The following is a 22,724-nucleotide window of genomic DNA, read 5'->3' as shown; positions in this document are numbered from 1 at the left end:
GCCGATCAGCCGGCGGCCTTGTTCTGCCGGTTGGCGATCAAGTCGTCCACGACGGCCGGATCGGACAGCGTCGAGGTGTCGCCGAGCGAGCCGAAATCGTCCTCGGCGATCTTGCGCAGGATGCGGCGCATGATCTTGCCCGAGCGGGTCTTCGGCAGACCGGGGGCGAACTGGATCTTGTCCGGTGTCGCGATGGGGCCGATTTCCCGGCGCACGTGCTTGACGAGGTCCTGGCGCAGCGCCTCCGTGCCCTCCTCGCCGGCCATCAGCGAGACATAGCAGTAGATGCCCTGGCCCTTGAGGGCGTGCGGATAGCCGACGACGGCGGCTTCCGAGACGAGGTGGTGCGAGACGAGCGCCGATTCGATTTCGGCCGTGCCGAGGCGGTGACCGGAAATGTTGAGCACGTCGTCGACGCGGCCGGTGATCCAGTAGTAGCCGTCCTCGTCGCGGCGGCAGCCGTCACCGGTGAAGTACTTGCCCTTGTAGGTGGAGAAGTACGTCTCGACGAAGCGCTTGTGATCGCCGTAGACCGTGCGCGCCTGGCCCGGCCAGCTATCGATGATGCAGAGGTTGCCGTCGGCGACGCCTTCCAGCACCTTGCCCTCGTTATCGACGAGCTGGGGCTGGACGCCGAAGAACGGCCGCGTGGCGGAGCCGGGCTTCAGGTCCGTCGCGCCCGGCAGCGGCGTGATGAGCGCAGCGCCGGTCTCCGTCTGCCACCAGGTATCGACGATCGGCGAGCGGCCCTCGCCCACCACGTTGTAATACCATTCCCAGGCTTCCGGGTTGATCGGCTCGCCGACCGAGCCGAGCAGGCGGATCGAGGAGCGGCTGGAGCGCTTCACGAACTCGTCGCCGGCGCCCATCAGCGCGCGGATCGCCGTCGGTGCGGTGTAGAAGATGTTGACCTTGTGCTTGTCGACCACTTCCCAGAAACGGCCGGCATCGGGGAAGTTCGGAATGCCTTCGAACATCAGCGTGGTCGCGCGGTTGGCGAGCGGACCGTAGACGATGTAGGAATGGCCGGTGACCCAGCCCACATCCGCCGTGCACCAGTAGACCTCGCCGTCCTTGTAGTCGAAGACGTATTGGTGGGTCATCGAGGCATAGACGAGATAGCCGCCCGTCGTGTGCAGCACGCCCTTCGGCTTGCCGGTCGAGCCGGACGTATAGAGGATGAAAAGCGGGTCTTCCGCCTTCATCCTGGCCGGCGGACAATCGTGCGGCACGGTCAGCACTTCCTGGTGGTGCCAGATGTCGCGGCCCGGCGCCCAGCCGATCTTGCCGCCGGTGCGGCGCACGACCAGAACCTTGTTGACGATGACGTGGTTCTTGGCGGCGATGTCGATGGCCGTGTCGGTGTTTTCCTTCAGCGGGATCGGCTTGCCGCCGCGCACGCCCTCGTCGCATGTGATGACGAAGGTCGATTCGCAGTCGACGATGCGGCCGGCCAGCGCGTCCGGCGAGAAGCCGCCGAAGACGACGGAATGGACGGCGCCGATGCGAGAGCAGGCGAGCATCGCATAAGCCGCTTCCGGGATCATCGGCATGTAGATGGTAACGCGGTCGCCCTTCTTGACGCCGTGCTTCTTCATCACGTTCGCCATGCGGCAGACGTGCTCGTAAAGCTCGTTATAGGTGATCTTCTTGTCGATATAGGGGTTGTCGCCTTCCCAGATGATGGCGACGTCGTCGCCATGCGCCTTGAGATGCCGGTCGATGCAGTTGTAGGAGACGTTGGTGATGCCGTCCTCGTACCACTTGATCGGCACCTTGCCGGTAAAGGACGTGTTCTTCACCTTGGTATAGGGCTTGAACCAGTCGATCCGCATGCCGTGCTTGTCCCAGAAGCGCTCCGGGTTCTCGACGCTTTCGCGATACCATTTCTGATAGGTGTCGTTGTCCATCAGCGTGCGGTTCTTCGCGGACTTCAGCACCGGATAGGTCTTTGCGGACATGGATTCCTCCCTAAACTGCAATTCACGGGGGCCGATCTCCTCCGGTCCCCGCGGCTCCTTGCCCATACATAACAGGTCGATGCAGTCGGGCAATTAGACAAAAGGTCATTTGCTCTTGAAGAATTGCATTTCTGCGACGGTGGCGTTATAGAGGGCGCAATTCCCGGAAATATAGTGGTTACCCCACGGCCCGCGACACCGGCGCGGACGGACAGAAGGATTATATCCATGGCTCAGCAGCTCCTCATGCCCAAGGCGACCGCGGTCTGGCTGGTCGACAACACGGCGCTGTCGTTCGACCAGATCGCGACGTTCTGCAAACTGCACCCGCTCGAAGTGAAGGCCATCGCCGACGGCGAATCGGCCCAGGGCATCAAGGGCCTCGACCCGATCTCGACCGGCCAGCTCTCCCGCGAGGAGATCGCCCGCGCCGAATCCAATCCGAACCACAAGCTCAAGCTCTCCGAGCCGAAGGTCCGCGTGCCGGAATCCAAGCGCAAGGGCCCGCGCTACACGCCGGTCTCCAAGCGCCAGGACCGCCCGAACGCCATTCTCTGGCTCGTGCGCAACCATCCGGAACTGAAGGATGCGCAGATCTCGCGTCTCGTCGGCACGACCAAGTCGACGATCGAGCAGATCCGCGAGCGCACCCACTGGAACTCGGCCAACCTGACGCCGATGGACCCGGTGACGCTGGGTCTCTGCTCGCAGATCGACCTCGACCTCGAAGTCGAACGCGCTTCGAAGGGCCGTCCGCTGCCGACCGCCGCCGAACTCGGCGCAACGCTGGAACCGGCGCAGGAAACGGAAAAGCTGCCTTACAGCACCGACCGCGAGGAAGAGAAGGAAATCGACGCCGACGCCGTCTTCGCCAAGCTCAAGTCGCTGAAGTCGGCAACGCCGGAAGAGGACGAAGACGACGGCTTCTGAGCCGCGCTTCATCGCAGATCGTGAAAACCCGGCTGCTTGCAGCCGGGTTTTTTATTGCCGTCTCCATCATGCAAAACGCCCGGCGCAGGGCCGGGCGTCAGCAAGTCGAGTCCGCCGATAGGCCGGCTGAATCAGTCGCCGTCGATTTCCGCGCCGATGATGGCGATCGCGCGCTGGTAGACGCTGGCTGCGTTCCAGCCCTGCAACGCGCCGAAGTTCGGCTCGCCCGGCTGGTAGCCCGCGCCCGCGCTCCAGCCGTGGCCGCGCAGGAAGTTCGCCGTGGAGGCAAGTGCGTCGGCCTTCGAGCCGACGAGGTCGATGCGGCCGTTGCCGTCGCCATCAACGCCGTATTTCAGCACGTTGACCGGCAGGAATTGCGTCTGGCCGATCTCGCCATGCGCCGCGCCCCGTGCCGTGGGGCTGAGCGTGCCGTTCTGCACGAGCTGCAGGGCGGCATAGAGCTGGTTGGTGAAATAGTCCGAGCGGCGGCAGTCATAGGCGAGCGTCGCGACGGCCGAAAGCGTGTGCTCCTTGCCGAGGAAGCCGCCGAAGCCGGTCTCCATGCCCCAGATGGCGAGCAGCGGGCCGGCGGGCACGCCGTAGCGGGCCTCGATGCGGTCGAAGAGCGCCGCATTCTGCTTGCGCAGGCTCCTGCCGCGCTTGATGATCGCCTGGCCGCCGCGCTTCTGCATGAACTGGTCGAGCGAGAGCTTGAAGCTCTTCTGGCCGCGGTCGGCGCGGATCGTGGCCTTGGCATAGCCGACATTGGCGAAGGCCTTGTCGAGCGTCGTGCGGCTGATGCCGCGGCCGGCCGCTTCTTCCTTGAATGCTTCCACCCAGGCCGGGAAACCGCCCGCATCGTTGCCGCACTTGGCGGCTTCGGCCGCCGCCGGCACCGCTGCCGTGGCGATCATTGCGGCCAGCACCTTGGCCACGCTCTTTGTCATGCCCATGAAAAACCCCGTGATCTCTCGTGAATTCCGCTGCGGGAGCATGCCATGCTCCCCTGTTCCTGTCACCGCGCCCGCCGTAAGCCGTGCCGGCTCAAAGCGAAGTCCCGATTGTTCTTGAACGGAACAACCGGGACTTTTATTTAAAGTCGGTTAACGGACCGTTGCCACTTTTCACCGAAATGCGGCAAGGTCGTGATTTCCGGTCAGGCTGCCTGCTTCTTCGCCTTGATCAGGCCGCGAGCGACGAGCAGTTCCGCGATCTGGATGGCGTTGAGGGCCGCGCCCTTGCGAAGGTTGTCGGAAACGACCCACATGTTGAGGCCGTTCTCGACCGTCGCGTCCTCGCGGATGCGCGAGATGTAGGTGGCGTCTTCACCGGCCGATTCGTACGGGGTGATGTAGCCGCCGTTCTCGTGCTTGTCGATGACCTGGCAACCCGGTGCCTCGCGCAGGATATCGCGCGCCTCGTCGGCGGTGATTTCCTTCTCGAACTCGATGTTGACCGATTCGGAATGGCCGATGAAGACCGGGACGCGCACGGCCGTGCAGGTCACCTTGATCTTCGGGTCGAGCATCTTCTTGGTCTCGGCGAGCACCTTCCACTCTTCCTTCGTGTAGCCGTCTTCCATGAAGCTGTCGATGTGCGGGATGACGTTGAAGGCGATGCGCTTGGTGAACTTCTTCGATTCGACCGGATCGGCGACGAAGACGGCGCGGGTCTGGTTGAAGAGCTCGTCCATGCCGTCCTTGCCGGCGCCGGAGACGGACTGGTAGGTCGAGACGACGACGCGCTTGATGGTGGCGAGGTCATGCAGCGGCTTCAGCGCGACGACGAGCTGGGCGGTCGAGCAATTCGGGTTGGCGATGATGTTCTTGCGGGTGAACTGGGCGATAGCATCCGGGTTCACTTCCGGAACGATCAGTGGAACGTCGGCGTCGTAGCGCCAGGCCGAGGAGTTGTCGATGACGACGCAGCCCTGCGCGCCGATCTTCGGCGAATATTTCTGCGAGACGGTGCCGCCGGCCGACATCAGGCAGATGTCCGTGTCGGAGAAATCGTAGTTCTCGAGGTTCTGCACCTTCAGCGTCTTGTCGCCGAAGGAGACTTCCACGCCCTGCGAACGGCTGGATGCCAGCGCGACGACTTCGTCGGCCGGGAAACCGCGTTCAACGAGGATGTTCAGCATTTCGCGGCCGACATTGCCGGTCGCGCCGGCGACTGCGATCTTGAAACCCATGACTAAAGCTCTCTTTCTCTGTCTCTCCGCGGGTCAGGAGGGGAAACCCGCCGACCGTAACGCGGGTTTCGGTCCCCGGCCATACCGGGGAGAGAGCGGTGGGCCAGAGACGTCAGACGGTTTTCGTCGTCGTTTTGGCCGTTGTTTTGGAAATCGATACGCAATGGCGAACCCGTCCGGCGTTGAAGGCCGGAGCGATCATGCGGGCGATGGCAATCCCAAAGCGGTACATGGCGGTTCCTTTGCGTGGGTGCTGAATACGCTCATCTGCCGAAGAGTCAAGCCTTGCATGACGGATCGGCCGTTTGGCAGCGCCCGCCCGTCCGCGACTTAAGTCGTACACCCAAAGTCATAAGCCCAAAGCAGCGCTGATGCGGCCCGGCGTTTTCTGCCATCCTTCCATCAAGGCGCACCCTGCCCGGCGTTTTTGGGAGAAACACCGGGCCGCATACGGGTTGCCCCCTTACGCCGTTTTCGTGGAGGACAATGGAATGGCAAATGTTTCGACCGTGGGCAAAGCCAAGTCGGCGCCCATGACGGGCGAGCAGAAGAAGGTGATTTTCGCCTCGTCGCTCGGCACCGTCTTCGAGTGGTACGATTTCTATCTTTACGGTTCGCTGGCGATCTATATCGGCGCCACCTTCTTCAGCCAGTATCCGGAGACGACGCGCAACATCTTCGCGCTGCTCGCCTTCGCCGCGGGCTTCCTGGTGCGTCCGTTCGGCGCGCTGGTCTTTGGCCGCCTCGGCGACCTCGTCGGCCGCAAGTACACCTTCCTCGTCACCATCCTGATCATGGGTTTCTCGACCTTCGTCGTGGGCCTGCTGCCGGGAGCCGCCACCATCGGCATCGCCGCCCCGATCATCCTGATCGCGCTGCGCATGCTGCAGGGCCTTGCGCTCGGCGGTGAATATGGCGGTGCCGCGACCTATGTCGCCGAGCACGCGCCGGACGGCAGGCGCGGCTACTTCACCTCCTGGATTCAGACGACGGCGACGCTCGGCCTGTTCCTGTCGCTGGTGGTGATCCTCGCGGTGCAGTTCATGGTCGGCAAGGAAGCCTTCGCCGAATGGGGCTGGCGCATTCCCTTCCTCGTCTCGGTCGTCCTTCTCGGCGTATCCGTCTGGATCCGCATGAAGATGCACGAATCCCCGGCCTTCGCGAAGATGAAGGAAGAGGGCAAGGGCTCCAAGGCGCCGCTGACGGAAGCCTTTGGCCAGTGGCGCAACGCCAAGATCGCGCTGCTCGCCCTGTTCGGTGCCGTCGTCGGCCAGGCCGTCGTCTGGTATTCCGGCCAGTTCTACGCGCTGTTCTTCCTGACGGGCGTGCTGAAGGTCGACAGCCAGTCGGCGAACCTGATGGTCGCCGCCTCGCTGATCTTCGGCACCGGCTTCTTCGTCTTCTTCGGCTGGCTGTCGGACAAGATCGGCCGCAAGCCGATCATCATGGCCGGCCTGTTGCTCGCCATGCTCACCTACTTCCCGCTGTTCAAGGCGCTGACCTGGGCCGGCAATCCGGCGCTGGCACAGGCGCAGCAGGCATCCCGTGCGACCGTCACGGCCGCTCCCGGCGACTGCAAGTTCCAGTTCAACCCGACTGGCACGGCGAAGTTCACCACGTCCTGCGATATCGCGACCGACTTCCTGACCCGTAACTCCGTGCCTTACGACGTCGTCACCACGGCGGCTCCCGGCACGGCCGCGACGGTCAAGATCGGCGACGAGACCATCACGAGCTATGATGCCGTCGCCTCGGCGGACCAGGCAAAGGCGCTCGACGCGGCTTTCAAGAAGGGTATCAACATCGCACTTCATGACGGCGGCTATCCGCTGGTCCGTGGCGCTGCCAAGGTTCCGGACAGCAAGCTTGACGCCTTCGTTGCGGCCAACCCGGAACTGAAGCTCGACGCCGCCGCCATCCGCGCCGGCGAGAAGGCGACCGTGCCGGCTGCCGACCTCGTTTCCGGCAAGCTGCTGACGGCCGAGGAAGTCGGTAGCGCCGCCGACATGGCCGTCTACACGATCCCGGCTGCCGGTGCCTTCACCATGGTCGCCGACCCGGCCAACGTGAACTGGGTCACGATCATCGCCGTGCTGACCGTGCTCGTGATCTACGTCACGATGGTCTACGGCCCGATCGCCGCCCTTCTGGTGGAACTGTTCCCGACCCGCATCCGCTACACCGGCATGTCGCTGCCCTACCATATCGGCAACGGCTGGTTCGGCGGCCTGCTGCCGGCAACGGCCTTCGCGATGAGCGCGGCCCGTGGCGATATCTACTTCGGCCTCTGGTATCCGATCATCTTCGCCGGTCTCACCCTCGTCATCGGCATGCTCTTCCTGCCGGAAACGAAGGACCGCGATATCCACGCCATGGATTGATCACCCCCTTCCGATCTTTCATGGCGAGCCGGCCCGTGGCGACACGGGCCGGCTTTTCATTGGGATTTCGCGCCGAACGATTTCGGCAGTGGCCAGCCGCGTTCGTCGAGACGGAAGAGCCATTGCCTGCGGGCGAAGATGTAGGCAACGGCAATGGCCGTCCACAGGCCGAGCAGCAGCCCGGCGGCGACATCGCTCGGATAATGCGCGCCGAGGATGACGCGCGAGACGCCGATCGCCAGCGCGCCCATGAGGAAGAGCGGGCGCAGGCGTGGCGCGAGCATGGCGAAGGCGCCGAAGAAGGCGCCGACGGCCGCCGAATGGCCGGAAGGAAAGCTGGAATAGAGATCGTCATAGGCGAACGGCGTCAGGCTATAGGCGCCGTGTTCGCCAAACAGCGCCGGGCGGGCGCGGCCGATGACCAGCTTGAGGAGGTGGACGAGGACGCTCGTCGCACCGATGGTCAGGAAGAAATAGAGCGCCAGTCGTCCGGCGGCTTGCGCCTTTCCCGCCACCGTTTCGCGGCTGCTCGCCCGGGCAAGTCCATAGGCGAGGACGGCGGTGAGGCCGGAGCCGTAAAGCATCCAGCGGAATGTGCCGAAGTCGGTGATGCGCCCGTTGAACGCCACGACGGCGGCGGGAAGGTCCTGGGCGCGCCGGGACAGCATCGGATCGAGGGGGACGAGGGCCGCGACGAGCACGACGGTGGCGGCGAGGATCCAGAGCGAGGAGGTCGCGAACGATCGGTTCATGGGTATCCCTTGACGGCGGCGTTGCCTCCATGTGCTGGCGGCGGGCGGTTTTTCAAGGGCGGGAAACGAAAAAGGCTCCCGGAGCGGTCGCGCCGGGAGCCTTTTCAGTAACGGGATCGGCTCAGGCCGAGAGCGTCTTGAATGCCGCGAGGATGGCGTCGCCCATCTCGGCGGTGCCGACCTTGCGGCTGCCTTCCGACATGATGTCGCCGGTGCGGATGCCGCTGTCGAGGACATTGGCGATCGCCTTTTCCAGGTTGTCGGCTTCTTTCACCATGTTGAACGAGTAGCGCAGGCACATGGCGAAGGAGGCGATCATGGCGATCGGGTTGGCAATGCCCTTGCCGGCAATGTCCGGGGCCGAACCGTGCACCGGCTCGTAGAGCGCCTTGCGCTGGCCCTTGGCATCCGGCGCGCCGAGCGAGGCGGACGGCAGCATGCCGAGCGAGCCGGTCAGCATGGCGGCGACGTCGGAAAGCATGTCGCCGAAAAGGTTGTCCGTCACGATGACGTCGAACTGCTTGGGAGCACGCACGAGCTGCATGCCGCCGGCATCCGCCAGCATATGTTCGAGCTGGACGTCGGAATAGCTGCGCTTGTGGGTTTCCGTCACGACCTGGTTCCACAGGACACCGGACTTCATGACGTTGCGCTTCTCCATGGAGCAGACGCGGTTGCCGCGCGTGCGGGCCAGCTCGAAGGCGACGCCGGCGATGCGCTCGATCTCGTAGGTGTCGTAGACCTGCGTGTCGATGCCGCGCTTCTGGCCGTTGCCGAGGTCGATGATCTCCTTCGGCTCGCCAAAATAGACGCCGCCCGTCAGCTCGCGCACGATGAGGATGTCTAGGCCCTCGACCAGCTCCGGCTTCAGCGAGGAGGCATTGGCAAGCGCCGGATAGCAGATGGCCGGGCGCAGGTTGGCGAAGAGCTTCAGGTCCTTGCGCAGGCGCAGCAGGCCGGCTTCGGGGCGCACCTCGTAAGGAACGGCATCCCACTTCGGGCCGCCGACGGCGCCGAAGAGCACGGCGTCGGCGGCAAGCGCCTTCTCCATGTCGCTTTCCGAGATCGCCGCGCCATGGGCGTCATAGGCCGAGCCGCCGACGAGGCCTTCGTCGGTCGAGAAGCCGGCGCCGAGTTCGGCGTTCATGTAGGCGATGATCTTGCGGACTTCCGCCATGGCTTCCGGGCCGATGCCGTCGCCGGGCAGAAGGAGGAGGGTACGCGCTGTCATGGGATTTTCCTTGGTCTCACGGAAAGGGTCGCGCGCTTCTTAGCGCAACTTCCGTTCAAGGAAAATCGTCGAAAGGAAAGAATTTTGCGCGCGGAAGTCAGCTTCGGCGCAATGCCGTGACCTCGATCTCGATCAGCATCTCCGGTCGGATCAGATCGCAGACGATCATCGTGGCGGCGGGGCGGATCGAGCCGAAGGTCTCGCCGAGGATCGGGAAGACGCGGTCGGCGAAGGCCGCTTCGGTCACATAGTAGTGGCAGCGGACCACGTCGGCGAAAGAAAAGCCGGCGTCCTCAAGGGCCTTGCCGATGGTGGCAAGGCAGTTGCGCGTCTGGTGCTCGACGCCTTCGGGCATGGTCATGGTGGCGTAGTCGTAGCCGGTCGTGCCGGAAACGAAGCACCAGTCGCCCTCTACGACGGCGCGCGAATAGCCCGCCGTCGCTTCGAATGGGGAGCCGGATGAAATCAGCCGGCGCATCGGATCAGGCCCAGGGGCGCGAGGTGGCGGCCTGCTTCTCGAACGTGTCGATGGACGTCGCCTTTTCCAGCGTCAGGCCGATATCGTCGAGGCCGTTCAGCAGGCAGTGGCGGCGGAAGGCGTCGATCTCGAAGCCGATGCGGCCGCCGTCCGGGCCGGTGATTTCCTGGGCTTCCAGGTCGACCGTCAGGATGGCGTTGGAGCCGCGGCTGGCGTCGTCCATCAGCTTGTCCAGGTCTTCCTGGCTGACGACGATCGGCAGGATGCCGTTCTTGAAACAGTTGTTGTAGAAGATGTCGGCAAAGCTCGTGGAGATGACGCAGCGGATGCCGAAGTCGAGCAGCGCCCAAGGCGCATGCTCGCGCGAGGAGCCGCAGCCGAAATTGTCGCCGGCGACGAGGATCGTAGCGTTCTGGTAGGCCGACTTGTTCAGCACGAAGCTCTCGTTGACGCTGCCGTCCTCGTTGTAGCGCGCTTCGGCGAAGAGGCCCTTGCCGAGGCCGGTGCGCTTGATCGTCTTGAGGTAATCCTTCGGAATGATCATGTCCGTGTCGATATTGACGACGGGAAGCGGCGCGGCGACGCCGGTCAGCTTGACGAACTTGTCCATGCGAAAACCCTCGAAATGCGGTGATGTCGGTTGAGCCAAGCGTTTAGATCAGTTTTCCCGGGATTTGAAGGAGAATCTTCGGGAAAGCCGGGCTGCAAGCGCAAAAGCCGGGCGCGAGAATACGCCCGGTCGTCCCTCCGCCGGGAGGGAATCGACGTCAGAGGTCGATGATCGTGCCGCGGCCGTCGTTCCAGATGCGCGGCTCGCGCTGGCCGGGCGCCCTGCGGTCGGTACGGGCGGTCGCGCGTACCGGAGCGGGCTGGAGCTTGGCGGCAAGCATGGAGCCGAGCATCAGCACGGCGACGATGCCGGCGATGGCAAGGCCCACGGAGGCGGCGAACACGAAGGTCGCGCCGGCGATCATCAGGCTGAGGACGGTGAAGACGATGGAGCGGATGCGCTGCATTTTGATTTGCCCTTTCTCTGACAAGCAATGTGGGGGGCGATCTTGTTCATTGCAAGGCCGAATTTGGTAGCGCTTGCGGCCTGCGGCAAAGCGCGGCACAAAGGCGGGATGAACAGAACGCCCCGCCATCATCCGCTCCACCTTCGCCGCTCGGTACTCACCGTTCCCGCCGTCAATGCCCGGGCGCTCGCCAAGTCCGCGACGCTCGATTGCGATGCGATCATCTTCGACCTTGAGGACTCCGTCCTTCCGGAGAAGAAGGGTGAGGCGCGCGAAGCACTGGCCCGGCATTTCGAGTCGCTCGACCGTTCGGCGGGCCGTGAGCACATCATCCGCATCAACCCGCTCGACGGGCCTGACGGTGTGCTCGACCTCGAGACGGCGCTGGCCTGCATGCCGGATGCGGTTCTGCTGCCGAAGGTGTGCGAGCCGCAGGACGTGCTCACCGTCGCCGACTGGTTCTCCGAGGCCGGCGCCGACGACGGGCCGCGCCTTTGGGCGATGATCGAGACGGCGGCCGGTCTCCTCAACCTTTCGGCCATCGCCGAGGTGGGCCGCACCCTGGGCGGACGCCTCGATTGCCTCGTTATCGGTCTCAACGACCTGCGCGCGGAAACCGGCATCGCCGATATTTCGGGCCGCCCCTTCCTCATGCCGTTGCTCCTGCAGGTGGTGATCGCGGCGCGGGCTTCGGGGCTGGACGTGATCGACGCCGTCTTCAATGATTTTGCCGATGCGGATGGATTTGCGGCGGAGTGCCGGCAGGGCCGGCAGATGGGTTTCGACGGCAAGATGCTGATCCATCCGGCGCAGATCGCGCCGGCCAACGCGGCCTACGGCGTGAGCGAGGCCGAGGCTGCCGAGGCGCTTGCTATCGTCGCCGCCTTCGCTGCGCCCGAGAATGCCGGCAAGGCGGTCGTCAGCATCGCCGGCCGCATGGTCGAAAAACTCCATGCCGACCAGGCCCGGCGGGTTATCGCCCGGGTCGACCTGATCAACGAGAGAAAGAAGAACGCATGAAAGTCTACCGCTTCCTCACCGCCCCCGACGACGCCTCGTTCTGCCACAAGGTCACGCTGGCGCTGAACAAGGGCTGGGAGCTGCACGGCTCGCCGAGCTATGCCTACAATGCCGAGGCGAAGATCATGCAGTGCGGCCAGGCAGTGGTGAAGGACGTTCCGGGCAAGGAATACACGCCGGATATCAAGCTGTCGGAGCAATAAGACCGACAAGGGCGCGGCGGGTCAGCCCGCCGCGATCTCCGCGCTCGCCTCGATGCGCTCCATGTCGTCGTCCGACAGGCCGAAATGGTGGCCGATCTCGTGGATGAGGACGTGGGTGATGATGTCGCCGAGGGTTTCCTCGTTCTCCGCCCAGTAGTCGAGAATGGGGCGGCGGTAGAGGGTGATGCGGTTCGGCATCTCGCCGGTCTCGACGGTGAAGCGCTCGCTGATGCCGCGGCCCTCGAAAAGGCCGAGCAGGTCGAACGGCGTTTCCAGCGCCATGTCCTCGAAGACATCGTCGCTCGGGAACTCTGCGATCTCGATGATGAGGTTGCCCGTCAGCGCGCGGAACTCCTCCGGCAGGTGGCCATAGGACTCCAGCGCCAGGGATTCGAAGGTGCTGATGGTCGGGGCGTGGCGTGTCTGCCAATCCTCGGTCTGGTCGATGCGGGCCATAGGGTCTCCTTTGCCCGTCATATAGACGATTTCCAGGGTTTTTCGAGGGTCGAATTTGCATGTCGCGCCTGCGCTGCGCGCGTGGTCCGGCCCGGGTGCCTCACGATTCGATCTTTTGACGCCCGTCGCGCCCACAAGGCAGGCGTGGCGGATCGGGCGTCGTCCAAAGTTTTTTAATAAATCGTGATCGGTCAGTTTGCCGCACCCGGCTCACAGAGTTGCAAGTGTTATCGAACTGTAACCCCATGAAAAGGCGACGGATTTATTCAAGATTAGAACGACTCTAAATATATGAGTCAATGAGGCTGACCTGTTCATTCTTGACAACGAAGGTCGTCTTTTGCTTAATCCCGGAAACTCAGTGCTTTGCGTATGACGGGCAAGACGAAATGCTGGTGTGCAGCTGCAATTTCATCACCGAAAAGGAAATCGTCGATGTGGTGAACAGCCTCCTCGACGAGGACTGTTGGCAGCTTATCGTGCCTGCAAAGGTCTACCACGCGATGCAGAAGCGCGGCCGTTGCTGCGGCTGTTTCCCCAACGTCGTCGACATCATCATCCGCACTACAGAGCAGTATCACGCCCGTCGTGACTCGACGGATGCCGAGATATTTGATTTCATGACCCGCCTCAAACAATTCCATGAAGAAAACAGGAGAGCGGACCTTGAAAGGCGACAAAAAAGTCATCGAGCAGCTTAACGAAGCGCTCTATCTCGAGCTGGGTGCTGTCAACCAGTACTGGCTCCACTACCGCCTTCTCGAAGACTGGGGTTACACGCTTCTCGCCAAGAAGGAGCGCGCCGAGTCCATCGAAGAGATGCAGCACGCCGACAAGCTCGTCGCCCGCATCATCTTCCTCGAAGGCCACCCGAACCTTCAGACCGTCGCACCCATGCGCATCGGCCAGAACGTCAAGGAAGTGCTGGAAGCGGACCTTGCCGGCGAATACGACGCCCGCGCGGCCTACAAGAAGTCGCGCGACATCTGTTACCAAGCCGGTGACTATGTCAGCATGAAGCTCTTCGAGGAGCTGCTGATCGACGAGGAAGGCCATATCGACTTCCTCGAAACCCAGCTCGAACTGCTCGGCACGATCGGCGAATCGAAATACGGCCAGCTCAACGCGGCCCCGGCCAACGAAGCCGAATAAGTTTCGGCTTCCGCAGATACGAAGAACCCCGGCTCTGCCGGGGTTTTTTGTTTCAGGGCGCCAGATGCGCGAAGGCTGCGACGACTTCTTCGTAGACCTTGCGCTTGAAGGGCACGATCAGGTCCGGCAGGTCGCGCATCGCCTTCCATTCCCAGGCGTCGAATTCCGCGTCGTGGCCGCCCGGCGGCGGGTTGATGGCGATCTCGTTTTCCGCGCCTTCGAAGCGGAAGGCAAACCAGCGCTGGGTCTGGCCGCGATACTTGCCCTTGAGACCGATGCCGAGGAGATGGGCCGGCAGGTCGTAGTCGATCCAGCGGCCGGCATCCGCGATGAGGGACACGGTCCTCATGCCGGTCTCCTCGTAGAGTTCGCGATAGGCGGCCTCCAGCGGGTCCTCGCCCTTGTCGATGCCGCCCTGCGGCATCTGCCAGAGCTGCGGCGAACCGTCATATTCCGAATTGCCGACAGGAATGCGCCGGCCGGCCCAGACCTTGTTGTCGGCGTTCAGCACCATGATGCCGACGCAGGGGCGATAGGGCAGATCCTCGGCCCGCACCACCTTGTCCTTATCCTTGCCCATCGAAATGTCCTATTTTCTGGCGGGAACGCCTGCGAGCGAGGCGACGCCGACGATCTCGACGCCGCGTGTCTCCGCTTCCTCGCACCATTTGCGGATGGCGTCCACACTTTCGTCGAAGGCCGAGGCGATGCCGATGGCCGTGCCGTTGCGCCGCGCGATGCGTTCCAGCTCGTCGAGTTTCTTCAGCACCGCCGCCTCGGAAAGATCGGCATCGAGCTGAAGGTCGGCGAAGGCGTGCGGCGCTTCGATCGCGCCGGCAAGGGTGCCGGAGAGCGACTGCGCCGTGCTGCCGTCATCGAGGAAGAGAAGGCCGCGACTTGCGATGTCGCGCATGACCGGCTCTAGCGCGTCGGCATCGGAAAGGAAGCGGCCTCCCATGAAATTGACGATGCCGGTATAATTGGTGAGCCTCGCCATGGCGCCGTGCAGTTCCGCAAGGTTCTGCGCCTCGCTCATATTCGTGCGCAGCGTGAAGGGGCCGGGATCGTTCTGCGGATAGTCGAAAGGTTCGAGCGGCATCTGCAGCAGGATCTCGTGGCCGTCGCGGCGCGCCTCCTGCATCCAGCGCGGCAGGCTGTTGCCGCTGGCGGCAAAGGCGAGCGTCACCTCGCCGGGCAGCTCGCGGATCGCCCGCTGCGTGCCCGTCTGGCTGAGGCCGAGACCGCCGACGACGACGGCGATGCGCGTGCCGCGCGCGCCGGACCACGGTCGGGCGTATTGATCCATCGGCCGCGTGCCATCGAGACCGACAACCGGGATCTTGCCGTCGGACGTTTCTTCCAGCAGCTCCTCGTTCGGGAAGGCGGCAGTGCGGGCATCCTGGCCGATGCGGTTCGCCTCGATGATCAGCGGGCCTGCGCCGTCGCGGGCACCGGGGGAATATTTGCGAACCACATTGCCATTCTCGGTCAACGTTTCCTCGACACGGGCGCCGGAAAGCCCCTTGGCCCTACGCACGCCGTCGCCGGCCTCGGCGATCTTCTGGTCGGGTTTCGCCTCCGTGGCGGCTTTTTCGCTGGGGATGGCAAGCGAGGCGGTGCGCAATCCGCTCGGCGCGAGCGCCGTCCAGCCGGAAAAGCCGAGGAGGCCGATAGCCGCAAATGTGAGCGCAATCGTTCCGCGGGAGAACCGGGACGGTCCCGCGGGTCCTGGCCTTGCCTTGCGGTTCTGGCCGAGAGGTGCGTGAATATCTGTGCCCAAGGTCAGTCCGCGCTGGCCGGAAGGTGCGGGAAAACGAGGCCCGTGCGGTCACGGGCCTCGTGAAGGCGGATTACTGCTTCAGCTCGGCCTTTTCCGGATTGGCCGGGAAGGCCGGGTCGGTCTTCTGGCCGCGCAGCAGTTCCAGCGCATACTGGAGCTGCTTGTCGTCCTTGGCTTCCGGCGGCACGTAGGCCGAAGAACCCGAACCGGCGTCCGTCTCGCTCTGGCCCTGGATATGGCCGCGCAGGCTGGATTCGCTGGCATTCTCGACCTTGCCCTGAAGCTCGGGCGGCAGCGGCTGCTCGACCGTGATGTCCGGCGTGATGCCGGTGCCCTGGATCGATTTGCCCGACGGCGTGTAGTAGAGCGCCGTCGTCAGGCGCAGCGCGCCGGCGTCGCCCATCGGAATGATGGTCTGCACGGAACCCTTGCCGAAGGAACGCGTGCCGAGCACGGTGGCGCGGCGCAGGTCCTGAAGTGCGCCGGCGACGATTTCCGATGCCGAGGCAGAGCCGCCATTGACCATGACGATGACCGGCTTGCCGTCGGTGATGTCGCCCGGCGTCGCGTTGAAGCGGCGGGTGTCCTCCTCGTCGCGGCCGCGGGTCGAGACAACCTCGCCGCGCTCCAGGAAGGCGTCGGAGACGTTGATCGCCTGGTCGAGCAGGCCGCCCGGATTGAGGCGCAGGTCCAGCACGTAGCCCTTCAGCTTGTCGGCCGGAACCTCTTCCTTGATCTTGTTGATGGCGGCTTCCAGGTCGTCATAGGTCTTGTCGGTGAAGGAGATGACGCGCAGGTAGCCGACATCGCCCTCCACGCGCGACTTGACCGCCTTCACGGCGATGATGTCGCGCACGACGGTCAGTTCGATCGGCTTGTCGGCGCCCTTGCGGATCAGCGTCAGCTTGATCGGCGTGTTGACGGCGCCGCGCATCTTCTCGACCGCTTCCTCCAGCTTCAGACCGCGTACGTCCACGCCGTCGATCTTCGCGATGAAGTCGCCGGCAAGAACGCCCGCGCGGGCGGCCGGGGTATCGTCGATCGGGGTGATGACCTTGACGAGTTCGTCTTCCATCGTGACCTCGATGCCGAGGCCGCCGAATTCGCCGCGCGTCTGGGTGCGCATGTCCTCGGCGTCCTTCGCATTCATGTAGGACGAATGCGGATCGAGCGAGGTGAGCATGCCGTTAATGGCGTTCTCGATGAGCTGGTCTTCCTTCGGCGGAGTGACGTACTGGGCGCGCACGCGCTCGAAGACGTCGCCGAAGATGGAAAGCTCGCGATAGGTCGACGAGCCGGCGGCTTCGGCAGGCAGCGTGACCGTGTTGATGACGCTCATGGCCGTGGCACCCATGAGTGCACCGACAATAACAAGTGAAGCCCTACGAATCATTGCGTGCCTTTCCAGGATTTCTTGCGGACCACCACGGCCGGGAATCAACCGGTTTTCCGTTCTTTCGGAATTCAATGTAGAGTGTCGGCTTGTCTGTTTCCAGCGTCAAGGCGTTGACACTCGCGACCCTTTTCTCGCCCATCGTGGCAAGCGGTTCTCCCGCCACGACGAACTGCCCTTCGCGCACATTCACCTTGTCCATGCCGGCCAGCACCAGATGGTAGCCCTCGCCGGCGTTCAGGATGATCATGCGCCCATAGCTGCGGAACGTTCCGGCGAAGACGATCCAACCGTCCGCAGGTGCCGTCACCAGCGCGCCCGGATTGGCGGCCAGCGTCAGCCCCTGCGAATCATGGCCGGTGCCGTCCGCCTCGCCAAACTGGCGCAGGACGTCGCCCGCCACGGGAAAATCGAGTTTTGCCTGCAGCTCCTGGAATTCATATGCCGGAGCAATGCGGTTTTTGTCGGGCATCGTCTCGCGGGCGATGGCCCTTGCCTTCTCCCGCTCCGCATCGCTCTGGTTGCGCCGCTCCTCTTCCCTGGTGCGGGCGAGCGCGGCGGCGTCGCGCACGGAGCCGATCTCCTGCTCCAGGCTGCCGATCAGGCCTTCGAGGCTGGTGGCGCGTGCGGCGAGTTCCTCGGCGCGGCGGCGCTCGGCTGCGAGCGTGCGGCTGTTCGTCTGCGTCAGCGCCTCGTTCTCGGCGACCAGAAGCTCGACGCGCTTTTCCGCCTCGATGCGCACCTGCATGGCGTCGGTCAGCTCGGTGCGCTCGCGGTCGATGTCGCTCTTGATGTCCATGAGGGCGGAGAGGTCGTCGATGAGCGCGTCGGTCTCCTTGCGGATGCCCGGCACGACCGCGCCGAGCAGGATGGCGCTGCGCACCGAGGCGAGCGCATCGTCCGGCGTCACCAGAAGGGCCGGCGGCGGATTGCGGCCCATGCGCTGGAGCGCAGCCAGCACTTCGGCAAGAAGTCCGCGGCGCTCGTGCAGCGAGGCGCGTACGCCCGCCTCCTCCTCGCGCATGCCTTCCAGCCGCTTCTCGCCCGCCAGGATTTTGCCTTCCATCTCCTTGCGCAGCGCGGCCGACTTGACGATCTCCTCGCGAAGGTTCTGCCGCGACTTCTCCAGCGTGGCGATCTCGGCCTCGAGCTGCTTTGTCTTCTCGTCGGAAACGGTGATGGACTGGGAGAGCGTTTCCAGTTCGCGTCGCGTGCTGTCGCGGCGCAGCGCAAGGGCGGCGGCGGGGTCCGGCTCGGCTTTGGGCAATGCGCCGGTCTTTTCCAGTGCGGCGGCGGCTTCCTGCGGTTCGGCACGGAGAGGCTGGCACATGAGCGCCGGCAGCAGGACGGCAAACAGCAATGCCGGCCGCAGCAGGCGGCTGACACCCTTGCCGGAATTGGCTGTGCCGATCTTCCTCATCGCTCCCCGAATGTCCGTTATGCCCGCTCTATGCTGATTTGCCGATTTCGCCAAGAAACAGCGCCGAAAATACGGCCTGGCCATCATGAACGTCAGGGCTTGCGCGGTGGTGGCGTGTTTCTCCCCGCGATCCACGCCCGTTTTCAGGTGCGGTGATAGGGGTGGCCGGAAAGAATGGTGACGGCACGATAGAGCTGCTCGGCGAGCAGGATGCGCACGAGCTGGTGCGGCCAGGTCATCTTGCCGAGGCAGAGCGTGGCGTTGGCGCGCTCGTAGAGGGCGGGGTCCAGCCCGTCGGCGCCGCCGATGGCGATCATCAGCTCGCGTTTTCCCGCATCGCGAAAACCGCCGAGAAGATCGGCAAAAGCGGGGGAGTCGAGCGATTTGCCGCGCTCGTCGAGCAGGATCAGAACGGCGCCGTCGGGCAGCGCCTTTTCCAGCATCGCCGCTTCCTCACGCTTGCGCGTGTCGGCATTGCCGGCCCGGCTTTCGCCGACTTCGGCAAGCTTGCCGAGCTCGAGGCCGATGGCGGGACCGGCCTTCGCGAAACGGTCGATATAGCGGGCCGCAAGTTCCTTCTCAGGGCCGGCCTTCAGCCGTCCCACCGAAAAAAGTCCCACCCGCATCGCCCAAAGCCCTGTCCGTTCGGGCGGCGCTCAGCCGCGCCACCGTTGTTCCTCGCCGGACAGGCGCCCGGCGTCTGAATTAGGTCTCTCTATCGCAATTCCGGACGCAAAACCGCTGCGCACTTTTGCTGGAATTGCTAGTGTACCGTACCGTCTTCGATCTCGGGAGCCGCCCACATCCGTTCGATGTTGTAGAACTCCCGGATTTCCGGCCGGAACACGTGGATGATGATATCGCCCGTGTCGATCAGCACCCAGTCGCCCGCCTCAAGGCCCTCGACGCGGGCATTGCCCAGGCCTTCGTCCTTCAGATCGGTGATGAGGTGATCGGCGATCGCCGTGACATGACGGTTCGAGCGTCCGGACACGACCACCATGTAGTCGCCCAGCGCCGATTTGCCGGCAATGTTGATGGTGACGATATCTTCCGCCTTGGAGTCCTCGAGGCTGGTGAGGACCAGTTGAAGGGCCCGGTCGGCGGCATCATCGCCCCTTCCCGCGCTCCTGGAGAAAACGCCGACGACGTTTCCCTTTGCGTGCACTGTTGTCAGGTTCGTTCCTTTCCGAATAACGAAACAGCACGTCTGTACCGGCAAACCGCGCCGGCACCTACTAAATGTAGGCACTGATGGCCATCAGTTTCAAGACGTCACTTCTGAGGGATGGTTTTCTCTAGAGCTCATCTGGTCGCGCAGCGCAGTGGAGCTAAGCGGCGAGCGGGGCCCGTGAATGAAGGTCCAGGCCGGCGCACGGCGGCCCGCCAGCGACATCGCATCCTCCTCATCAACGCGCGCATAGTCGAAGGTTTTCGCCATGCGCGAGGAGAGATAGGCGAGCGTCGAGCCGGGCCGGTCGATGACGGCGATGGGGAAGGTGCAGGCGATCTTCTGCCAGTTCTGCCAGCGGTGGAAGGTGCCGAGATTGTCCGCGCCCATGATCCAGATGAAGTGGACGCCGCGATTGAGGTCCTGCACGCGCTCCAGCGTCTTCGCCGTATAGCTCTGGCCGAGCCGCTTCTCGAAGGCCGTCACCTTCACGCGCGGACCGGGCACAATCTCTTCGCTGAGGCGGATACGCTCGGCGAGCGGGGCGAGCTGACGGTGATCCTTCAGGGGATTGCCCGGGGTCACCATCCACCAGAGCTGGTCGAGGCCGAGGCGGCGCAGCGCGATTTCCGCGACGAGCGCGTGGCCCTGATGCGGCGGATTGAAGGAGCCGCCGAACAGGCCGACCTTCATGCCCTTTTCGACATGCGGCATCCTCAGATAGCGCTCTGCCACCGCCTGCGCCGTCACGTCAGGGCCGCACCTGTCCGGTGCCGCGCACCCGGTATTTGAAGGAGGTGAGCTGCTCGACCCCGACGGGGCCGCGCGCATGCATCTTGCCGGTGGCGATGCCGATCTCGCCGCCCATGCCGAATTCGCCACCATCGGCGAACTGGGTGGAGGCATTGTGCAGGAGGATCGCCGAGTCGATTTCCGTGAAGAAGCGCTCGACGACGGCGGGATCCTCGGCGACCACGGCTTCCGTATGGGCCGAGGACCAGCGGTTGATGTGCTCGATGGCGCCGGAAATGCCGTCGACCAGCGAGATCGAGAGAATGGCGTCGAGATATTCCGTCGACCAGTCCGCTTCCGTCGCGGCAACGAGGTTTGGGATGCGGGCGCGGATTTCGTCCGTCGCGCGCACTTCGCAGCCGGCGGCGACAAGGCCTTCGACCAGCGGCGCGAGATGGGTGTCGGCGATGGCGCGGTCGATCAGTAGCGTCTCCATCGAGCCGCAGACGCCCGTACGGCGCATCTTGGCGTTGACGACGATCGACTTCGCCATGTCGAGATCGGCGGACTTGTCGACGTAGATATGGCAGAGGCCTTCGAGATGCGCGAAGACCGGCACGCGCGCCTCGCTCTGCACGCGGGCGACGAGGCTCTTGCCGCCGCGCGGCACGATGACGTCGATGGCGCCGCCAAGGCCGGACAGCATGGCGCCGACCGCGGCGCGGTCCGTCACCGGCACATACTGGATCGCATGCTCTGGAAGGCCGGCTGCCTTCAGGCCGGCGACCAGGCAGGAATGGATCGCCTGCGATGAATTCACGCTGTCCGAGCCGCCGCGCAGGATCACGGCATTGCCGGCCTTCAGGCACAGCGCGCCGGCATCCGCCGTCACGTTCGGCCGGCTCTCGTAGATGACGCCGATGACGCCGAGCGGCGTGCGAACGCGCTCGATATGAAGGCCGTTCGGCCGATCCCATTCGGCGATGACGTCGCCGACAGGGTCCTTGAGCGCGGCGATATCGCGGATCGCGCCGGCAATGCCTTCGATGCGCTCGGCCGTCAGCGTCAGCCGGTCGATGAAGGAGGCTGCGACGCCGCTCTCCTTCGCATTGGCAAGGTCGATGGCATTGGCGGCAAGGATCGCCTCGCGATGCGCGAGGATTTCCGCAGCCATGGCTTCAAGGGCGCGGTTCTTCTGATCGGCGGTGGCGATGGCAAGTGGGCGGGCGGCGGCGCGGGCGTTGCGGCCGATTTCGGCCATCAGGCTGTCGATGTCGGTCTTCACCTGGTCAAGCATGGCTCAAATCCCTCCCCGCCTCGGTGACGACAGGCAGCCCGGTCACCACGAGATCGTCCCTGTGTACCATCGCGGCGCGACCGGCATAACCGAGAATGGCGGCGATCTCCGCCGATTTCTTGCCAACGATCAGCCGCGCCTCGTCGGCATCGTAGCCGGCAAGGCCGCGCGCAATCTCGCGCCCGTTCGTGCCGTAGATCGAAACCGTGTCACCGCGCGAGAACGAACCCCAGACGCCGCGCACGCCAGCGGGCAGCAGGCTCTTGCCGGCCGAAAGCGCCGTTTCCGCGCCCGCATCGATCTCCAGCCGTCCGGCCGGCTGCAACTGCCCGGCAATCCAGGTTTTTCGCGCGGTAACGGGCGAACCCGAGGGGGCGAACCAGGAGGAGCGCGCACCCTCTTCGATGGCGCGCAGCGGATGGTCGACCTTGCCCGAGGCGATGATCATGGCGCAGCCAGCGCCCGTCGCGATCTTGCCGGCGTCGATCTTGGTGCGCATGCCGCCGCGCGACAGTTCCGAGGCCGCACCGCCCGCCATCGCCTCGATCTCGGGCGTGATGGCGTCGATGGTCTCAAGGAAGCGTGCTTGCGGGTCGAGATGTGGCGGGGCCGTATAGAGTCCGTCGATATCCGAGAGCAGCACGAGCAGGTCCGCCCCCGTCATCGTGGCGACGCGGGCAGCGAGCCGGTCGTTGTCGCCGTAGCGGATTTCCGTCGTGGCGACCGTGTCGTTCTCGTTGATGATCGGCACGGCGCCGAGCTTCAGGAGCTGGTTGATCGTCGCGCGGGCGTTGAGATAACGGCGGCGCTCTTCCGTGTCGCCCAGCGTCAGCAGGATCTGGCCGGCGACGATGCCGTCAGCCGAAAGGCTTTCCGACCAGGCGCGGGCAAGCGCGATCTGGCCGACGGCCGCCGCCGCCTGGCTTTCCTCCAGCTTGAGCGCGCCTGCCGGCACCTTCAGCACCGAGCGGCCGAGCGCGATGGCGCCCGAGGAGACGACGAGAACGTCCGTGCCGCCGGCCCGGAGCGCCGCGATATCCCGGCACATGGCGTCGAGCCAAGCCTTCTTCAAGCCGCTCGCCCGGTCGACGAGCAGTGCCGAGCCGATCTTGATCACAATCCGGCGGTATTTTCCGAGCGGTTTGCGGTTCTTCGTCATC

At 64.5% G+C, this 22,724-nt stretch carries 24 protein-coding genes; 6 read left to right on the top strand and 18 right to left on the bottom strand.

The window, feature by feature from the left end; all coding sequences use genetic code 11:
- Nucleotides 1-5 precede the first annotated feature (5 nt).
- Nucleotides 6-1,961, bottom strand: a complete 1,956-nt coding sequence (gene acs, locus MOE34_RS19465; RefSeq protein WP_242219034.1) for an acetate--CoA ligase — start codon at nucleotides 1,959-1,961, stop codon at nucleotides 6-8.
- Nucleotides 1,962-2,189: 228 nt separating this feature from the next.
- Between acs and MOE34_RS19460 the strand changes: the two genes are divergently transcribed.
- On the top strand, nucleotides 2,190-2,891 hold the full coding sequence (locus MOE34_RS19460; RefSeq protein ID WP_242219032.1) for a DUF1013 domain-containing protein: 702 nt from the start codon (nucleotides 2,190-2,192) through the stop codon (nucleotides 2,889-2,891).
- Nucleotides 2,892-3,022: 131 nt separating this feature from the next.
- On the opposite strand, the gene MOE34_RS19455 is transcribed toward MOE34_RS19460, so the two are convergent.
- Nucleotides 3,023-3,844, bottom strand: coding sequence for a lytic murein transglycosylase (locus tag MOE34_RS19455; RefSeq protein ID WP_242219030.1), 822 nt, complete (start codon nucleotides 3,842-3,844; stop codon nucleotides 3,023-3,025).
- A gap of 203 nt (nucleotides 3,845-4,047) precedes the next feature.
- A complete protein-coding gene (locus tag MOE34_RS19450) occupies nucleotides 4,048-5,082 on the bottom strand; it encodes an aspartate-semialdehyde dehydrogenase (protein WP_242219028.1) in 1,035 nt (344 codons plus the stop codon).
- A 491-nt stretch (nucleotides 5,083-5,573) separates the two neighbouring features.
- Here MOE34_RS19450 and MOE34_RS19445 point away from each other — a divergent pair, with 491 nt between their 5' ends.
- A complete protein-coding gene (locus MOE34_RS19445) occupies nucleotides 5,574-7,463 on the top strand; it encodes an MFS transporter (RefSeq protein WP_242219027.1) in 1,890 nt (629 codons plus the stop codon).
- A 56-nt stretch (nucleotides 7,464-7,519) separates the two neighbouring features.
- Here the strand turns inward: MOE34_RS19445 and MOE34_RS19440 are convergent, their stop codons facing one another.
- The 5 genes from MOE34_RS19440 to MOE34_RS19420 form a co-directional block, all read right to left on the bottom strand.
- On the bottom strand, nucleotides 7,520-8,215 hold the full coding sequence (locus MOE34_RS19440; protein ID WP_242219025.1) for a phosphatase PAP2 family protein: 696 nt from the start codon (nucleotides 8,213-8,215) through the stop codon (nucleotides 7,520-7,522).
- Nucleotides 8,216-8,336: 121 nt separating this feature from the next.
- Nucleotides 8,337-9,446: a 3-isopropylmalate dehydrogenase gene (gene leuB / locus MOE34_RS19435; RefSeq protein ID WP_242219023.1), complete on the bottom strand. Its 1,110-nt coding sequence runs from the start codon at nucleotides 9,444-9,446 to the stop codon at nucleotides 8,337-8,339.
- Between the two features lie 97 nt (nucleotides 9,447-9,543).
- Complete coding sequence (locus tag MOE34_RS19430) at nucleotides 9,544-9,924, bottom strand: RidA family protein (RefSeq protein WP_242219022.1); 381 nt, start codon at nucleotides 9,922-9,924, stop codon at nucleotides 9,544-9,546.
- Between the two features lie 4 nt (nucleotides 9,925-9,928).
- Nucleotides 9,929-10,534: a 3-isopropylmalate dehydratase small subunit gene (gene leuD / locus MOE34_RS19425; protein WP_242219021.1), complete on the bottom strand. Its 606-nt coding sequence runs from the start codon at nucleotides 10,532-10,534 to the stop codon at nucleotides 9,929-9,931.
- Between the two features lie 157 nt (nucleotides 10,535-10,691).
- On the bottom strand, nucleotides 10,692-10,940 hold the full coding sequence (locus MOE34_RS19420; RefSeq protein ID WP_242219020.1) for a hypothetical protein: 249 nt from the start codon (nucleotides 10,938-10,940) through the stop codon (nucleotides 10,692-10,694).
- 108 nt (nucleotides 10,941-11,048) lie between these two features.
- Between MOE34_RS19420 and MOE34_RS19415 the strand changes: the two genes are divergently transcribed.
- Both MOE34_RS19415 and MOE34_RS19410 read left to right on the top strand, forming a co-directional pair.
- Complete coding sequence (locus tag MOE34_RS19415) at nucleotides 11,049-11,960, top strand: HpcH/HpaI aldolase/citrate lyase family protein (protein ID WP_242219019.1); 912 nt, start codon at nucleotides 11,049-11,051, stop codon at nucleotides 11,958-11,960.
- Complete coding sequence (locus MOE34_RS19410) at nucleotides 11,957-12,163, top strand: DUF1737 domain-containing protein (protein ID WP_242219017.1); 207 nt, start codon at nucleotides 11,957-11,959, stop codon at nucleotides 12,161-12,163. The genes MOE34_RS19415 and MOE34_RS19410 overlap by 4 nt, the downstream gene beginning before the upstream one ends.
- Nucleotides 12,164-12,184: 21 nt before the next feature.
- On the opposite strand, the gene MOE34_RS19405 is transcribed toward MOE34_RS19410, so the two are convergent.
- Complete coding sequence (locus MOE34_RS19405; RefSeq protein ID WP_242224143.1) at nucleotides 12,185-12,619, bottom strand: metallopeptidase family protein; 435 nt, start codon at nucleotides 12,617-12,619, stop codon at nucleotides 12,185-12,187.
- Between the two features lie 389 nt (nucleotides 12,620-13,008).
- Here MOE34_RS19405 and MOE34_RS19400 point away from each other — a divergent pair, with 389 nt between their 5' ends.
- Nucleotides 13,009-13,320, top strand: coding sequence for a (2Fe-2S)-binding protein (locus tag MOE34_RS19400; protein WP_242224141.1), 312 nt, complete (start codon nucleotides 13,009-13,011; stop codon nucleotides 13,318-13,320).
- Nucleotides 13,286-13,771 carry a bacterioferritin gene (gene bfr, locus MOE34_RS19395; RefSeq protein WP_242219016.1) on the top strand — a complete coding sequence of 162 codons (486 nt, stop codon included), beginning with the start codon at nucleotides 13,286-13,288 and terminating at the stop codon, nucleotides 13,769-13,771. The genes MOE34_RS19400 and bfr overlap by 35 nt, the downstream gene beginning before the upstream one ends.
- Before the next feature lie 52 nt (nucleotides 13,772-13,823).
- Here bfr and MOE34_RS19390 read toward each other — a convergent pair whose 3' ends face one another.
- The 9 genes from MOE34_RS19390 to proB all read right to left on the bottom strand — a co-directional run bounded on the left by MOE34_RS19390 (nucleotide 13,824) and on the right by proB (nucleotide 22,723).
- A complete protein-coding gene (locus MOE34_RS19390; RefSeq protein ID WP_242219014.1) occupies nucleotides 13,824-14,351 on the bottom strand; it encodes an RNA pyrophosphohydrolase in 528 nt (175 codons plus the stop codon).
- A 9-nt stretch (nucleotides 14,352-14,360) separates the two neighbouring features.
- The gene (locus tag MOE34_RS19385) at nucleotides 14,361-15,551 is read right to left on the bottom strand and encodes a divergent polysaccharide deacetylase family protein (protein WP_242219012.1); all 1,191 of its coding nucleotides are present in this window, start codon (nucleotides 15,549-15,551) and stop codon (nucleotides 14,361-14,363) included.
- 70 nt (nucleotides 15,552-15,621) lie between these two features.
- Complete coding sequence (locus MOE34_RS19380) at nucleotides 15,622-16,944, bottom strand: S41 family peptidase (RefSeq protein WP_242219010.1); 1,323 nt, start codon at nucleotides 16,942-16,944, stop codon at nucleotides 15,622-15,624.
- A complete protein-coding gene (locus tag MOE34_RS19375) occupies nucleotides 16,934-18,364 on the bottom strand; it encodes a murein hydrolase activator EnvC family protein (protein WP_242219008.1) in 1,431 nt (476 codons plus the stop codon). Before MOE34_RS19375 ends, MOE34_RS19380 begins: the two co-directional genes overlap by 11 nt.
- A 143-nt stretch (nucleotides 18,365-18,507) precedes the next feature.
- Nucleotides 18,508-18,990 (bottom strand): 23S rRNA (pseudouridine(1915)-N(3))-methyltransferase RlmH, encoded by a 483-nt coding sequence (gene rlmH, locus MOE34_RS19370; protein ID WP_242219006.1) that lies wholly within the window; start codon nucleotides 18,988-18,990, stop codon nucleotides 18,508-18,510.
- Between the two features lie 137 nt (nucleotides 18,991-19,127).
- Entirely contained in the window at nucleotides 19,128-19,586 is a 459-nt protein-coding gene (rsfS, locus tag MOE34_RS19365) for a ribosome silencing factor (RefSeq protein ID WP_242219004.1), read from the bottom strand.
- 45 nt (nucleotides 19,587-19,631) lie between these two features.
- A complete protein-coding gene (locus tag MOE34_RS19360; RefSeq protein ID WP_242224138.1) occupies nucleotides 19,632-20,249 on the bottom strand; it encodes a nicotinate-nucleotide adenylyltransferase in 618 nt (205 codons plus the stop codon).
- A gap of 37 nt (nucleotides 20,250-20,286) precedes the next feature.
- Nucleotides 20,287-21,564 carry a glutamate-5-semialdehyde dehydrogenase gene (locus tag MOE34_RS19355; RefSeq protein ID WP_242219002.1) on the bottom strand — a complete coding sequence of 426 codons (1,278 nt, stop codon included), beginning with the start codon at nucleotides 21,562-21,564 and terminating at the stop codon, nucleotides 20,287-20,289.
- Nucleotides 21,557-22,723 (bottom strand): glutamate 5-kinase, encoded by a 1,167-nt coding sequence (proB, locus tag MOE34_RS19350; RefSeq protein WP_242219000.1) that lies wholly within the window; start codon nucleotides 22,721-22,723, stop codon nucleotides 21,557-21,559. Before proB ends, MOE34_RS19355 begins: the two co-directional genes overlap by 8 nt.
- Nucleotide 22,724: the final 1 nt, after the last annotated feature.

The organism is Shinella zoogloeoides, from assembly GCF_022682305.1.
Classification (GTDB): domain Bacteria; phylum Pseudomonadota; class Alphaproteobacteria; order Rhizobiales; family Rhizobiaceae; genus Shinella; species Shinella zoogloeoides_B.
This window is presented reverse-complemented; position numbering and strand designations above follow the sequence as displayed.

Excerpts from the sequence above, each read along its gene's own strand:
- MOE34_RS19355 (WP_242219002.1), bottom strand. The coding sequence starts at position 21,564 with ATGCTTGACCAGGTGAAGACCGACATCGACAGCCTGATGGCCGAAATC.
- MOE34_RS19460 (WP_242219032.1), top strand. The coding sequence starts at position 2,190 with ATGGCTCAGCAGCTCCTCATGCCCAAGGCGACCGCGGTCTGGCTGGTC.
- MOE34_RS19455 (WP_242219030.1), bottom strand. The coding sequence starts at position 3,844 with ATGGGCATGACAAAGAGCGTGGCCAAGGTGCTGGCCGCAATGATCGCC.
- MOE34_RS19430 (WP_242219022.1), bottom strand. The coding sequence starts at position 9,924 with ATGCGCCGGCTGATTTCATCCGGCTCCCCATTCGAAGCGACGGCGGGC.
- MOE34_RS19390 (WP_242219014.1), bottom strand. The coding sequence starts at position 14,351 with ATGGGCAAGGATAAGGACAAGGTGGTGCGGGCCGAGGATCTGCCCTAT.
- MOE34_RS19440 (WP_242219025.1), bottom strand. The coding sequence starts at position 8,215 with ATGAACCGATCGTTCGCGACCTCCTCGCTCTGGATCCTCGCCGCCACC.
- MOE34_RS19445 (WP_242219027.1), top strand. The coding sequence starts at position 5,574 with ATGGCAAATGTTTCGACCGTGGGCAAAGCCAAGTCGGCGCCCATGACG.
- leuD (WP_242219021.1), bottom strand. The coding sequence starts at position 10,534 with ATGGACAAGTTCGTCAAGCTGACCGGCGTCGCCGCGCCGCTTCCCGTC.
- leuB (WP_242219023.1), bottom strand. The coding sequence starts at position 9,446 with ATGACAGCGCGTACCCTCCTCCTTCTGCCCGGCGACGGCATCGGCCCG.
- MOE34_RS19400 (WP_242224141.1), top strand. The coding sequence starts at position 13,009 with ATGCTGGTGTGCAGCTGCAATTTCATCACCGAAAAGGAAATCGTCGAT.
- rlmH (WP_242219006.1), bottom strand. The coding sequence starts at position 18,990 with ATGCGGGTGGGACTTTTTTCGGTGGGACGGCTGAAGGCCGGCCCTGAG.
- MOE34_RS19375 (WP_242219008.1), bottom strand. The coding sequence starts at position 18,364 with ATGAGGAAGATCGGCACAGCCAATTCCGGCAAGGGTGTCAGCCGCCTG.
- MOE34_RS19380 (WP_242219010.1), bottom strand. The coding sequence starts at position 16,944 with ATGATTCGTAGGGCTTCACTTGTTATTGTCGGTGCACTCATGGGTGCC.
- MOE34_RS19410 (WP_242219017.1), top strand. The coding sequence starts at position 11,957 with ATGAAAGTCTACCGCTTCCTCACCGCCCCCGACGACGCCTCGTTCTGC.
- MOE34_RS19405 (WP_242224143.1), bottom strand. The coding sequence starts at position 12,619 with ATGGCCCGCATCGACCAGACCGAGGATTGGCAGACACGCCACGCCCCG.
- MOE34_RS19420 (WP_242219020.1), bottom strand. The coding sequence starts at position 10,940 with ATGCAGCGCATCCGCTCCATCGTCTTCACCGTCCTCAGCCTGATGATC.
- MOE34_RS19415 (WP_242219019.1), top strand. The coding sequence starts at position 11,049 with ATGAACAGAACGCCCCGCCATCATCCGCTCCACCTTCGCCGCTCGGTA.
- MOE34_RS19360 (WP_242224138.1), bottom strand. The coding sequence starts at position 20,249 with ATGCCGCATGTCGAAAAGGGCATGAAGGTCGGCCTGTTCGGCGGCTCC.
- proB (WP_242219000.1), bottom strand. The coding sequence starts at position 22,723 with ATGACGAAGAACCGCAAACCGCTCGGAAAATACCGCCGGATTGTGATC.
- acs (WP_242219034.1), bottom strand. The coding sequence starts at position 1,961 with ATGTCCGCAAAGACCTATCCGGTGCTGAAGTCCGCGAAGAACCGCACG.
- MOE34_RS19450 (WP_242219028.1), bottom strand. The coding sequence starts at position 5,082 with ATGGGTTTCAAGATCGCAGTCGCCGGCGCGACCGGCAATGTCGGCCGC.